The following is a 14957-nucleotide window of genomic DNA, read 5'->3' on the forward strand; positions in this document are numbered from 1 at the left end:
ATATCACGATTTTTACTATAGCCAACATTTATCTGCATTTTCCCTTCTTTCCTCACATAATAGTTGTGAAAAGCGATAGCCATTATCTTTCTTGGCTTATATACATGTAGCAAAAGAATTATAATTATATATACTTTTTTGTTTTATATAATCTGTTCTGATGTTTGTATATTTCGTCGCAGACACGCTTTCGCTTGATTATAAACGTAATGGTTCGTAATGCGCTAAAAAAAACCCAATAAGAACCAACGTTTATAAACAGTTCTGCTCATGAAATATTACAAGCCATCAGAACTCATCTAATTAGTTCAAATAACAAAAAAGTATCATATTTTGTTCATTCAATAATTTGAAAATAAACATTAAATCTCTTATACCTGTTCAAACCTTGCCGCAGTTCCTTCAAGATGCTGAGTCACATCAACATTCTTATCCATAGAATCTGATATTTCTTTAATACTCTGAACAAGTTCGGAAGAGTTTTGAGCCGAAAGACCTATTGCCTCGCTGCTTTCTTTAATGGATGTATTAATCATATTTACAGAACTTACGATTTCTTCCATTATATCCTTAAGATCTATAGCCTTTTCATTGAAACTAGCAAACATATCATCCATGGTTACAGCTGTTTCTTTGTACTGTTCGCCTGTTTCTACGAACTCATCATAGTCACTTATAATCGTAGTATTGATGAAATCAAGTACGTTTTGAGCATTTGTTGACAGATTCTGAACTGCCTGTGTAACTTCAAGACTTATATTCTGGATATTTCCTGCTGTTTCTCTGGAATTTGCTGCAAGTGAACTTATCTCTGTTGCTACTACAGCAAAACCTTTTCCTGCTTCACCAGCTCTTGCAGCTTCAATTGAAGCATTAAGTGCAAGGAGGTTTGTCTGTGAAGCGATGTCGAGAATAACATTTGTAAGCTCACTTATCTGGCTAACTTTTTCTGAATCTTTAACTGCTGATTCCAATACTTTGGAAAGTTCTTCCATCTTAGCACCTGTCTGTTTCTTCTTAGACTGGGCTCTATCCTTTATCTCTTCAGCCTTTTCCATTATTCCATTAGCTGTATCGGTACCTGTTTTTGCTTCTGTTGCAATATTTTCTGCTGCTCCCTGAACTAAATCAACTTTGTCTATAATAGAATCAACTGTATTGTTAACTGTTTCCATTCCTGCAGAAAGCTGCTCAAGCGCTGCTGATGTACTTGTTACGCTGTCGTTTGCCATATGAACCTGATTAGTTACTTCTTCCGAAGAGCTTGTTAAAACTCCTGTACTGTCTTTTATCTCTATCATTACTCTCTGAAGAGCAGAGATAAAGTTATTAAATCCTTCTTTTAAGAACAATAACTCAGAAGATGTTTTGGTACTAATTCTGGCTGTAAGATTACCATGTCCCTGATCAATACCTTCAATAATAGAGTTGACTTCTTTTGCCATCTTCTTTACTTTTTTAATAATATTAAAGTAATTAAGAAGGAAGTTACCAACGATAAGAAGTACCATAATAAGGAACCCCAGTCCTGCAACTATCTGCCCGTTCATCATATTAGCATTCATCTTAGCGTTAACTTCATCGGCATTAACTGTTATTACCTCATCGAGTATCTTGGAAGTATGGAAAATAGCTGTCTTCTGTATTTCTGCTTTATTAAGAAGAATATCAAGGGCTTTTGATTTATTTCCTTCATTAACAGCTGTAATAGAACTCTCTATTAGAACACTCATTCTTTTATACTGGTTTGAAATTTCTGTAATACTGTTTTTAACTTTTTCATTATCAGTATTTTCAAAGATTCCTTTCAGTGTATTCAAATCGCTTTCTACACTTGTCTTTGCATTCTCTATTTGAGGTTTTAGCGCATCGCGAGTTTCGGCTGCGTCTGAGGAAACATAACTAGATGATTGGTCAAATAAATTGATAACATCTGACTTAAGCGTTGACTCTGCTCTTGTCAGAGTCATCATACTATCAAACATACTCTGACTTTCATTTGTAGAGTTTGTCATTTCAGATATGATAAACAGCATAACCACAATAAATGCTATCAGCATCAGGACATTCATTCCTGCAACCTGAAAAAGAATTGTATTAAAAAGTTTTGGATTTTTAACCTCTTCGAACTGATCCATATTCTGCTCGCTGTTCATATATTATGCACCTCCTTGTTAGTAGTAATGCTTTTATTTTTCATAATGTTCTTTTGCAAGCTTTCTCATTTCATCAATAAAGCCCTGCCTATCAACTTTGCCGGCAGCAAAATCATCAAAAGCAATCGCTAGTGCTTTATTACCGGTACCTTCTCTCATATTCATCCAATGCCAGTTACTGGTTTTGGATTTTGCTATATAAGATGATACAGTCTTAGAAAACGGATCTGAAGCTACATACTTCGAGTCAGAAAATGGACTTGTAAAGCCAGCTTTTTCAACTAAAATCTGCTGTCCTTCATCCTTTGAGCACCATAATAGGAAATCTTTAGCCGCATCAACATTTCCCTCTTTCATTATTGACCACCATGCAGGAGGACTTGTCAAAATAGTATCTATTCCGTTTTGGAATGCATATGGAGCCATTCCAACTTCAAAATTTCCCGCGGCCTGATAATCACTACTATATTCGCCGCTCATTGATGCTCCAATCCACGAACCTTGCGTTACAAATGCATATTTACCTGATGCAAAATTCTGAACCTGTTCTTCATAAGTTCCTGTTAGAATCTTGTCTTTATCACTATATTTCTGAATAAGATCAATAAAAGCTACAAAGTCATTAATTCTTTTCTCATCAAATTGTATTCCGTCATTAAACAGATCTATATATGTGGTATCATCTCTAGCAAGACCGGCATCAAGGTAATTTCCAAAAATATGTCCTCCTGTCGACCACCCTAATGTATCGACACCTGCATAGTAACCAACTACAGCGGTAATACCAAGACTTTCCTTTTGGCTATCTATTTTTTCAAAAGCACTTTTGTATGCATCTGGAGATGTAAGAGATAGTGGATCAACTCCCGCTTTCTTCAGTATATCAGCATTGTATGCGAACCCTATCGCTTCTGTTGCATATGGAAAACCTATTACACCATAGGTTGAATCTTTATATGCATATTCCGTTCTAGTTACCCATTCCTGATCAGACATATCGACTAAAAGACCATCCCAGCTTTCAAAAGATGATGTTTCACAAACGATTATGTCAGGGGAATTATCTGATAAATACATTCCCTTTATAGTCGCCTGTACATCTACACTGGATGAAGCAATATTAACTACCTTTATTTCTACTCCACTTGTCTTAGAATAAGCCGACGCTAGTTCATCAATCTGTGATGAAACTTCACTTTTACTATTTATTATTGTTAGAGAGCCTTTTGCAAGGCCAGAGCTATTCTCATTTGAACTACTAGAACTTTTTTCGCTGCTGCATCCGCTACAAAGAAGTGCAATACCCAAAAAAACTGATACGCATGATGCAAACACTTTTTTATTCATCTGTCACGTCTCCTTTCATATCTGTTTGTGTTCTAAAATACTCTAAATATTTGAATACAAATAGCAATACCTTATCAATTACAGTATCGGACAGTTTCTATCAAAAAATAACAAGCAAAAAAGCACAACTAACGAAAGTTGTGCTTTTTTATAAAAGTTAAATATTTTTTTGTTTATTTGTTTTTTTCAGCAACTTCTTTACAAAAAACTGCAATTTTTTCAAGTGCCATCGCATGACTTGCCTTAAAATATAAGGTTGTATCTTTTTTTACAAGACTTTCCAGAAAGACTATAGCACTTTCGGTATCCTCAAAAGATACTACATCAGACATTCCACATTCTTTTGCCGCAGCAGCGATATACTCTGCACGTTTTCCTACAGTAACAAGAGTTGTAAGGTTTAAACCGGCTGCGAAACTTCCAACTTCTCTATGCAGTTTTTCTTCCATATCTCCAAGTTCTAACATATCTCCAAGTACTGCCACTTTAACAGATGTTATTGACTTGGAAAGAGTAGTAAGTCCTGCTTTCATAGACTGAGGATTAGCATTATATGTATCGTTATAGATAGTAATATTATCTCCAACATTCCATGCTTCCATTCTCATAGCGGTAGGCACATAGGCTGCTATTCCCTTTATTATCTCTTCATCTGTCATTCCCAAGTCTTTGCCTATTGCATAAGCTGTCATAGCAGGATATATCATGTGTCTTCCAAGTGCAGGGACAGTAACCAATAATTCTTCCTTGTCTTCAACAAGTAAAAACTTCACACATTCTTTCAAAGAATCTTCGATGTTCTTTGCGATAATATCGCCATTACTTTCTCCAACCCATACAAAGCGGAATTTTTCATTTTTCACCTTATCATTACGAAGCTTTTTAAGATACTCATCATCAGCATTCATAACTGCAAGACTTTTCTCTTTTAAGCCGTTAAAGATTTCTGATTTTGCCTTGAAAATATTCTCTCTGCTTCCCAGATTTCCAATATGAGCATCTCCAACGTTTGTAATAACTGCACATGTAGGCTTCGCAATATCTACAAGATAGTCAATCTCGCCCATATGGTTCATTCCCATTTCTACTACGCACACTTGTGTTTCTTTTGTTATACCTAGAAGTGTTCGCGGAAGTCCTATATTATTATTAAAGTTAGCAGCAGTTTTTAATACATTGAACTTCTGTGAAAGAACACTTGCTATCATATCTTTCATAGTAGTCTTTCCGACACTGCCTGTAACTCCTATTACCGGAATATTGAACTTACTTCTATACCATTTAGCAAGGTCTCCTGCAGCTTTAATAGTATCTTCCACTTTAATATAGAAGGCATTGTCTTCCATTTTCTCAGGAATCTTTGATACGATTGCTCCACATGCTCCAGCTTCAATTGCTGCATCTACAAATCTGTGACCATCCATATTCTCGCCTACAAAAGCAAAGAATACATCACCTTCTGTAACCTTTCTGTTATCAGAAGAAGCTCCTTTTATAACTGTCTTTAGATTAACATCTTTTGATAAAAGTTCTCCATTTACAGCTTTAATTAAATCCTCTAATATAATCTGTTCCATAATCACTCACCAAAAATCAATCAATCTCTATCTAAAGCATCTTCTACTATCATTTCGCACAAATCTTCATAAGATATTCCAACTGCAGCAGCTTCCTGAGGAACAAGGCTGGTTGGTGTCATTCCAGGAAGTGTATTTACTTCAAGGAAGAAAATATTGTTATCTTTATCTACAAGGAAATCTGAACGTGAATAAGTTTTAAGTCCCAATATTTCATGAACTCTTCTTGCCATTTCTCCCATTTCATCTGCAAGATCTTTATCAAGGCGCCCTGGGCAAATCTCTGTAGTAGCACCTGCTACATATTTGTTGTTATAGTCGTAACCACCTTCTTTAGGAACGATTTCAACGCATGGAAGTGCTTTTCCCTTAAGAACAGCATTTGTGAACTCTTTTCCCACTACGAACTGCTCAACAAGAATATCATTGCTGTATTTAAGAGCATTATTAAGTGCTTCTTCAAATTCTTCTTTTGTTTTTACTATATAAACACCAACAGATGATCCGCCTGTAGGTGTCTTTACTACTACAGGAAGATTATTATCATTTAATATCTGAGGAATATCTTCCTTTGTTACACCACAATAAGAATTCCAGTTAGGTGTATTAATTCCATAAGGTCTTACAAGTTCCTTAGTAATAATCTTATCCATACCCATAGCTGCTCCTACATGACCTGAGCCTGTATATGGAATTCCCATAAGATCAAATGTTGCCTGTATTCTTCCATCTTCACCATTTAAGCCATGAAGTGCGATAAATACTACATCAGCTTTACTGCAAATTTCTAAAACTCCTCTTCCAAAGAGAGATTTACTCTTATATTTACGTGACTTTCTAACCTCATCAAGGTCTGGTGCTACACCATCGAATACAACAGGCTTAAGTTCTGGAAGATTTGAGAACAGTTTCTCAGGATTATTAATAATATCCTCTTCCATATCTTCTAGTCCGAGGAACAAATCTACCAAAACAGCAGCGTGACCTTTAGCTCTTAATGCGCCACAAACCTTTGTTCCTGAAGAAAAAGAAATCTTTCTTTCAGTTGATAATCCGCCACATAAAACTACAATATTCATAATAATTGCCTTTCTATATTCTTTCACCACTTAATTTAAATCCGTCTTGTGCCTTCTGGCATTCACTATTCCAAGACGCATAAGTTTATAACATCCTTGAAGAGTTCTATCCTGACACATTTCTTTGCCATGTGCAAGAAGAAATCGAATCGCCCAAATCTTTGCAAGAGGTCCATAAAGGTAATGATAAAGCACACCTCTGTCATAGAAGAATTTTTTAGTATATCCTTCAAACCAGGTAGACTGCCTCTCTAATTCATGACCAATATTTACAGGAATCTTATATATTCTCATTCCTTTTTTCAAACAATCCATAAGAAATAAAGAATCTTCTCCGTTAGAATACCTAGCTCCTCCTCCAAAAAGCATTGAGAACATAACACCGCATTGCATAAGTCTGTCTCTTCTAACAGCGATGCTATAAGCCGGATACCTTCCGCAGTTAAATTTAAAAACTCTGCCAAACTTGCTGATATTATAAGTTTCTCTACCCTCAGACTGCTTTATATTAAACAAAAGCATATCCGCTTCCTTGTGCCTGTCAAAAGCTTTGATAATCTTGTCTTCATAGCCTTCTTCATACACAATGTCCTCATCAGAAAAAAGCAGTATTTCTGCCTCTGCGTGAAGAATTGCTTCATTTCTAGAACGTCCCACACCACGCTCTTTGCAATGAAAACACTGAATCCTATGATTTCTATACTGATACTCTGAATATGCAAATTCATTACACTGATTAACTATGATGGCATCACAGTTCACATTCATGTTATAAGCCATTGTGGTAACATTTTCATCAACAGCTGATATGAGCATCTGCATCCTTTTCTTCGCATCTTTGTCTGTATTCCTAGAATTAAGCTGTTCTAGCTCCATACGCATTTCCCCTCATATTACAACCTGTAATACCATTTCAAAAACTTCATATCCATATCTGTTATAATGATACCTAAAATCGGACATTCATGCTTGTACAACTGACTTATACAATGCTTGGTAAAACTTCCCACTCTTTTTCCACTTGGAATCGCGATTATTACCCCGTCACTGTCATGTATCTTCCTATATGCATCAAGGTCAGACCCCGGAAGCTGTGAAGGAATAAAATTCAAATCTATAGAAAAAGTTGAAGTTCCTAGAAGTTCTTTCAAAGTATCTGTAACTTTGGATGCATCTTTAAGACCTTCTTTGTCCTTCATTGAGACTATACATATTCTGCTCGACTGCTGAGATATTTCCATCATCTGTGCTAAAAGTTCATTTCTGTAACGAGAATCAAGTTTCTGATTTTCTTTTGGAAAAATACCTATAACAGGAAGATGATATCTTGCCTCTTCATCTTCTGGTACATATATTGCATCATTAAATAAGTCAATAAAGAGCATTGTTAAAGCGCATAGCACAAATCCTGTTATAGCACCTGTTACACCCGCTGTCACTGTCCTATTCGAAAAAGTTACAAGCTTTGCAGTTGAGTCTTCCTTGATAGTCTCGATAAAAGAAAACTCGCTTCTACTAGAGCCATATGCAACAAGTGCGTCATCAGTTGCCTTTAAAAGCGCTGCTGATAGTTCCTTGTCATGATTTGTAACTGTAACTCTTAAAATTCTAATATCTGAAAGGATTGATGCATCTATGCTTCTACCCACTTCATCTCTGGAAACAGACTTCATAGAGCCTTTAGTAGTAGAGCCTGCCGGAAGCTCTGCTATCCCGACCTTTTTGAGATTATCCATTGTAGCATTCATTATTTCATCACTAGGCATTAACTGATTGTTCCAGGTATAACCATTGTAATAGGCATAAGCTTCACCCTTTTCATCGGATGCAAAGTGAAGATACACTTCAGAACTTGCCTGATACTGCTTTGCAGGGCCGAATACTACGGTTACAAGAAAATATATAAATACCGCAATTAAAGCTCCTATAAGCGTACCAAGCGGAACTATCCATATTTTTTTCAAAAGTCTGCCGTAGAAACTCCTTAGATTAAGCATCTCTTCCTGACTTATCTTATGTTCAATAACAATGTCTTCTCTGGACATGATACACCTCAATATTTATTTAAAAAATTATTTTTTCATAGCAGTTATCTGGTTGTTTTCAATTCCTTCTGTTGCATCTGGAGTAAACAAAATCTTAAGTGTTAACAACATAAGCTTGATATCCAGCCATACAGAATAATTCTCGATATAGGTAAGATCAAGTTTTAACTTATCATATGGCGTTGTATTGTATTTACCATAAACCTGCGCATAACCTGCAAGTCCAGCCTTAACTTTAGTTCTAAATGCAAACTCTGGCATTTCTTCAAGATACTGTGCTATGATTTCAGGTCTTTCCGGGCGTGGTCCTATAAAGGACATATCACCTCTTAGAATATTAAATAACTGAGGAAGTTCATCAAGTCTAACTTTTCTGATAAATTTTCCAATAGGCGTAATTCTGGAATCATTCTTGGAAGCAAGTCTTGCGACACCATCTTTTTCTGCATCCTGACGCATACTTCTAAACTTCATGATATAGAATTCTTTCTGGCCTTTGGTACATCTAACCTGCTTGTATAATACTGGTCCATTATCATAGAAGTGAACTAAAAGAGCTGTTATCAGCATAGCCGGACTGGAAAGCACTATTAGAATAAGTGAGCACACTATGTCTATAAGTCTTTTTAATATTCTCTGCTCTATTTTAATAGAGTATTCTCTAATGAGAAGAACCGGTGTATCAAAAAGATGCATCTGCTCCGATCCCTTCATTAGAACATCCGAAATCTTAGGCATTACATATAATCTAATGGAATTAGCATAACAATACTTTACCAGATCGTTTCTAAGCTGTGTCGGGATATCCCATACAATTACACCGCCATATTCAGAGCTTTGACACTCTTTTTTCAATGCATCAAGCCCTTCAGATGTGTTCATACGCTTTTTAATATGAAACCTGTCAGGTCTTGAACCAAATTTTTTTTCTATGTCATCTGTAGGATGATCTCCTCCTGATATAAGAAGTAGTTCTCTTGGACTTTGAACAAATTTTTTGTACAAAAAATCAATAATATATGTCCATACAAACGATAAAAGGAGTTCAAGTCCCAATACTTTCAAAATAGGATAGGGTGAAACAATCCAATTTCGCATAAGCGATAACTGCATATATGACAAAACGTTAACTATGAGAATGGTGAAAATCTGTGAAAGAAATACATCTAAAGGCTTCTGATAACCTATTTTCATTCCTCCATAGGTTCTGGAGAAAAAGAATAATAATAAAGCATATATAAGTATTACTACAATATGTCCGTTTAAAGTGAATTTAATACCTGCACCAAAATTGTAACCATCGCGACTGATACGATTACTCGAAAGAATCGGATAGTAAGCCTTAAACCAGTACCAGGCATAAATCAAAGTCTGCATTACCAACTCTGAAAGTCCCAAAAATAATGTAATTATTCTTTTTGTTGATTCTGAATACTTTCTATGCTTCATAAAAAACCTCAAATTTCAATTAAAACTATCTAGTCCTGCTATCTGCGCTCTTTTACTATAAGTCTTCTCAATGTTGCTCGAACCGCCCAGCTAAATAAATGCAGTACTGAAGAAATAACACTTAAATGTGCTACTTGTCTATATAAATTATAAATTCTTTGTATTGCTACGAATTTATTAGAAGAAAGGGATTTTGCCGGTCTTCTGTATATCGTTGTCACTTTGTTATAGCCATATGCAACATACCCTTTTTGTAATATTCTCCACCATGTTGCTGTATCTTCACTGGCTATATGCGGCATTTTCAAAAGACTTTTATCAATCTTTTGAGTATCGAATAATACTGTTGATGTAAAAATTATCGTTCTTGAAAGTGCTCTTTTATAATCAAGCGTTTCTGGAACGCTGACAATTTTACCTGTTGGTCTGGCATTTTCATCTCCGAATTCATATGCAGTAAACACAAATGCTGCACTTTTTTCTTCCATAAACTTTAGTTCTTCTTCAAGTTTAAAGTCATGCCATACGTCGTCAACGTCCAAAAATGCAATATATCTTCCCCTAGCATATTTTAGACCTGTATTTCTAGCTGATGCAGCTCCTTCATTAACTTTTTTAGAAATAACCCTGATACGTTTTGAAGAAATATTGTATTTCTGTCTGGCTTTTTCTATCTGCTCGACACTGTCATCTGTACTTGCATCATCCACTAATATCAGTTCATAATCCCTATAAGTCTGATTGTTAACCATTGAGATTGTCTTATCAAGATATCTTGCAGCATTATGAACAGGCACTATAATGCTGACAAGAACATCTGTAACTTCAATCTCACTATTTGACATACTATCCTGCATTTAAATATCCTCTTTAGTCAAATAAATAGGGCGTTTCTTAACTTCCAGATATGCCTTTGACAAATACTGTCCTACAATTCCCAAACAGAACAACTGAACACCACTAATAAGACTAATAATACATACAAGTGACGGCCATCCACTTGTAGGATCTCCTAATATCAGCGTTCTTACAATAATAAAAATAATAAGCAAAAATGCGACAAGACAAAATATAACTCCCATTATAGATGCAATAGCAAGCGGAACTGTTGAAAATGCAATGATTCCATCAAGAGCATATAAAAACAGTTTCCAAAAAGACCATTTAGTCTCTCCCTTTTTGCGTTCAATATTCTCATACTCAAGCCACTTAGTACTAAATCCTACCCAGCCAAAAATACCTTTAGAAAATCTGTTATACTCTTCAAGTGAAAGAATAGCATCAACAAATCTTCTACTCATAAGTCTATAATCTCGTGCTCCATCAACAATCTCTGCTTTGGATATCTTATTAATAAGGTGATAGAATCTTCTTGCAAAAAAAGACCTGATTGGTGGTTCACCTTTTCGATTAACTCTTCTGGTAGCTACCGAATCATATCCTTCATCTTTAATAGCTTCATACATTGTCGGAAGAAGTGACGGCGGATCCTGCAAATCTGCATCCATCATTACAACATAATCTCCCTTGGCATGTTCTAATCCCGCATATATCCCAGCCTCTTTGCCAAAATTTCTAGAGAAGCTCACCAAATGAACTCTCTTATCTAAATCTATAAGCTTATGAACTTCGACAACTGTATTATCTTTAGAACCATCATCAATATATATAAGTTCAAACTCAACTTCTCTTGAATGGAAGTATTCCTGAGTTTTCATTAATTCATCATAGAAATCTTTTACATTTTCTTCTTCATTATAACAAGGTACAACTACGCTTAAAAGCTCCATACTATCCGTCCCCATCCTCATGAAATCAAATTTGTTACTGTAACATTTATTACTTAGTTTGCCCAAAAACACACCTAAAATCATACAGTAACAATCATTTATCTACTATATCACAAAAAAGCTGACAGAGATATACCCTATCAGCCTTTCAGGTTACTTTTCATAAATGCTTATTTATATGGTATTAACTTTCTATGTTGAAATATCTGTTGGAATATAATTCATTGCCTTTTTTAAATTATCTATTAATATCAAAAAACCCACTACATTATTCTTTTTATTGAACAATGTAGTGGGTTATATATTAAAAATATTTATCTCTCAGCTCTCATAGGATTGTTTAAGAAGTCCTGATATGTAAGTCTAATACCATCTTCAAGACTTGTTTTTGCTTCCCAGCCCATTTCTTTTGATTTAGAAACATCCAGAAGTTTTCTTGGTGTTCCGTTAGGCTTTGAAGAATCCCACAAAATCTCTCCAGTATAACCAACAACTTTAGCTACAAGTTCTGTAAGAGCTTTAATCGTAAGTTCTTTTCCTGTACCTGCATTTACTGTTTCATTTCCACTGTAGTTATTCATAAGGAAAACGCACAGATTTGCAAGGTCATCAACATACAAAAACTCACGAAGTGGTGAACCATCTCCCCAGCATGTTACTGATGTAAGATTACTTTCTTTTGCCTCATGGAAACGACGAATAAGCGCTGGCAATACATGGCTGTGGGTAGGATGATAATTATCATTTGGTCCATACAGATTTGTCGGCATTACAGATATATAATCTGTTCCATACTGGCGATTAAGGAACTCGCAGTATTTGAGTCCAGAAATCTTAGCCAGAGCATAAGCTTCATTTGTCTTCTCAAGCTCTGATGTAAGCAGGCATGACTCCTTCATTGGCTGAGGTGCCATACGAGGATAAATACAAGATGATCCGAGGAACTCTAACTTTTTGCAGCCATTTTTCCATGCTGAATGAACAACATTCATCTCGAGAATCATATTGTCATACATAAAATCTGCAAGTGCTTCCTGGTTTGCTACAATTCCGCCAACCTTTGCTGCAGCAAGGAATACATACTCTGGCTTTTCCTTGGCAAAAAACTCTTCTACAGCATCCTGTCTTGTCAAATCAAGCTCTTTATGAGTACGAGTTATAATATTAGTATATCCCTGTCTCTCTAACTCTCGAACTATTGCAGAACCTACCATTCCACGGTGACCTGCAACATATATTTTTGCATTTTTTTCCATCATATTACTCACCTATTACTTAACAATTCCCTTTTCAAGATATTCTTCCAAATTGTTAGCTATATGCTCTTCTGCTCTTTCAACAGCAACTTTCTTCATGTCATGCTCAACCATTATATGAACAAGTTCTTCGAAAGAAGTCTTTGTAGGATTCCAGTTAAGCTCTGTCTTAGCTTTTGTAGGATCACCCCAAAGATTTACAACATCAGTTGGACGATAGAAATCAGGGCTTACTTCAATAAGAACTTTTCCGGTCTTTTTGTCATAACCCTTTTCATCCATTCCTTCACCCTTGAACTCAAGTTCGATTCCAGCTTCTTTGAATGCAAGAAGGCAGAACTCTCTTACAGAATGCTGAACACCTGTTGCAATTACGAAATCATCAGGCTTTTCATTCTGAAGAATAAGCCACATACACTCAACATAGTCTCTGGCATATCCCCAGTCACGGAGTGAAGAAAGATTTCCAAGATAGAGCTTATCCTGTTTGCCCTGAGCAATACGAGCTGCTGCAAGAGTGATTTTTCTTGTTACGAATGTTTCACCTCTACGCTCTGATTCATGGTTAAAAAGAATACCATTGCAGGCAAACATGTTGTATGCTTCACGATACTCTTTCACAATCCAGAAACCATACTGCTTTGCAACAGCATATGGGCTATACGGATGGAAAGGAGTTGTTTCTTTCTGAGGAACCTCCTCAACCTTTCCATAAAGCTCAGACGTTGAAGCCTGATATATTCTACAAGTTTCAGATAATCCGCACAAACGAACAGCTTCGAGTACACGAAGAACACCTGTTGCAACAACATCAGCTGTATATTCAGGAACATCAAAACTTACCTGAACATGTGACTGTGCTGCAAGATTGTATATTTCATCTGGGCGAACCTGACTAATAATCTGCATAAGACTCATGGAATCGCTAAGATCGCCATAACGAAGGTGGAAGTTCTTCTCCCCTTCAAGATGTGCAATACGCTCTCTGTAATCAACAGAGCTACGTCTAATCATTCCATATACTTCATATCCTTTGCTAAGCAGAAGTTCTGCAAGATATGAACCATCCTGACCGGTAACACCGGTAATAAGTGCTTTTTTTGCCATATATTCATTCCTTTCAAAAGAGATGTTTACATTGATATTTCTTATGTATATTCCAAACAATCTTTAATATATGCTCACAAAAACTGCCTCTTGGGTAATTTCCTGTAAAGCAAATAACAACGTGCTTACTACTACCTCTATTTTGTCACGCTTATAACATTATATACCAAGAATATTACTTTGCGCATAGAAAAAATTGTTGTATTATAGCATTATATTGACTTTTAAATATGCAGAGGGAGAAAACACATGGATGATTACCTTTTTCATGGAAACCTTGTTTCCTCAAACAGAATATTATATACGCCTTCACAGTTTGCCAAAAGTACACTTATTCATCTGCAGGAAGTTGGAACGCTTCAAGCTAAAAAAGAGCATACAAGTGGCCGAGAAGGATTATCATCCTACCTGTTTTTTCTAATAGAGTCTGGCTCCGGAACGCTTTCTTATGAGGGAAGAGACCTGGAATTACGTGCTGGCGACTGTATTTTCCTAGATTGTGAAAAAAAATACTCACATACTACTTCTTCTAAACTTTGGAAACTTAAGTGGGTTCATTTTCAGGGAACGAACATGGATAGTATTTACAGAAAATACTGTGAACGTGGCGGCAAAATTGTTTTCCACCCCAAAAACCTCTCTCCTTATATAGAGATAATTAACAATCTGTACAATATTGCCTCTTCTTCTGACTATCTTCGAGATATGAAAATATACGAAATGCTTACAAAGCTTTTAACTCTTTTGATGGAAGAAAGCTGGCATCCTGAAGAAAGACTTGCAATCTCTTCTAAGAAAAAGAGCCTACAGCAAATAAAAGCCTATATAGATACTTCCTATACCAAAAAGATTTCCCTCGATGAATTGTCTTCAATGTTTTTCATTAACAAATTCTATTTAACAAGGGTTTTCAAAGAACAATATGGAATAAGCATCAGTAATTACATTCTAGAACGAAGAATTACAAAAGCCAAACATCTCCTTAGATTTTCTGATACATCTCTTGAAGATATCGGTAATGAAGTGGGAATTGTCGATGCCAATTATTTTTCAAGGGTTTTCAAAAAAATAGAGGGTATAACACCCTCTGCCTATAGAAACGAATGGAAGCAGAAATGAAAAAATTCATTTCTGCTTCCACTTTTTTGTAT

12 protein-coding genes are annotated in these 14957 nt (G+C 35.7%); 1 reads left to right on the plus strand and 11 read right to left on the minus strand.

All coding sequences use genetic code 11. The annotated features are described in order from the left end of the window. Positions 1-371: 371 nt before the first annotated feature. From G634_RS0109715 to gmd, 11 genes are all read right to left on the minus strand, one after another. Positions 372-2156, minus strand: coding sequence for a methyl-accepting chemotaxis protein (locus G634_RS0109715; RefSeq protein ID WP_026505133.1), 1785 nt, complete (start codon positions 2154-2156; stop codon positions 372-374). 33 nt (positions 2157-2189) lie between these two features. Beyond that, on the minus strand, positions 2190-3503 hold the full coding sequence (locus tag G634_RS0109720) for an ABC transporter substrate-binding protein (protein ID WP_026505134.1): 1314 nt from the start codon (positions 3501-3503) through the stop codon (positions 2190-2192). 173 nt (positions 3504-3676) lie between these two features. Continuing rightward, positions 3677-5080, minus strand: coding sequence for a UDP-N-acetylmuramoyl-tripeptide--D-alanyl-D-alanine ligase (locus G634_RS0109725; RefSeq protein WP_026505135.1), 1404 nt, complete (start codon positions 5078-5080; stop codon positions 3677-3679). A 20-nt stretch (positions 5081-5100) separates the two neighbouring features. Beyond that, positions 5101-6159, minus strand: a complete 1059-nt coding sequence (locus tag G634_RS0109730; RefSeq protein WP_026505136.1) for a D-alanine--D-alanine ligase family protein — start codon at positions 6157-6159, stop codon at positions 5101-5103. 30 nt (positions 6160-6189) lie between these two features. Continuing rightward, positions 6190-7035 carry a glycosyltransferase gene (locus G634_RS0109735; RefSeq protein WP_051233808.1) on the minus strand — a complete coding sequence of 282 codons (846 nt, stop codon included), beginning with the start codon at positions 7033-7035 and terminating at the stop codon, positions 6190-6192. A 17-nt stretch (positions 7036-7052) separates the two neighbouring features. Next, positions 7053-8204, minus strand: a complete 1152-nt coding sequence (locus G634_RS0109740) for a YveK family protein (RefSeq protein ID WP_026505138.1) — start codon at positions 8202-8204, stop codon at positions 7053-7055. Positions 8205-8231: 27 nt separating this feature from the next. Then, entirely contained in the window at positions 8232-9653 is a 1422-nt protein-coding gene (locus tag G634_RS0109745) for a sugar transferase (RefSeq protein ID WP_026505139.1), read from the minus strand. Between the two features lie 38 nt (positions 9654-9691). Beyond that, on the minus strand, positions 9692-10510 hold the full coding sequence (locus G634_RS0109750; protein ID WP_035799590.1) for a glycosyltransferase family 2 protein: 819 nt from the start codon (positions 10508-10510) through the stop codon (positions 9692-9694). Then, entirely contained in the window at positions 10511-11443 is a 933-nt protein-coding gene (locus G634_RS0109755; protein WP_026505141.1) for a glycosyltransferase family 2 protein, read from the minus strand. Between the two features lie 314 nt (positions 11444-11757). Next, entirely contained in the window at positions 11758-12699 is a 942-nt protein-coding gene (locus G634_RS0109760; protein WP_334291187.1) for a GDP-L-fucose synthase family protein, read from the minus strand. Positions 12700-12714: 15 nt separating this feature from the next. Then, positions 12715-13806, minus strand: a complete 1092-nt coding sequence (gene gmd / locus G634_RS18720) for a GDP-mannose 4,6-dehydratase (protein ID WP_051233814.1) — start codon at positions 13804-13806, stop codon at positions 12715-12717. Between the two features lie 249 nt (positions 13807-14055). Here gmd and G634_RS0109770 point away from each other — a divergent pair, with 249 nt between their 5' ends. Beyond that, a complete protein-coding gene (locus tag G634_RS0109770) occupies positions 14056-14925 on the plus strand; it encodes an AraC family transcriptional regulator (RefSeq protein ID WP_026505143.1) in 870 nt (289 codons plus the stop codon). Positions 14926-14957 lie beyond the last annotated feature (32 nt).

The organism is Butyrivibrio sp. NC3005 (assembly GCF_000424545.1).
Taxonomy (GTDB): Bacteria; Bacillota; Clostridia; order Lachnospirales; family Lachnospiraceae; genus Butyrivibrio.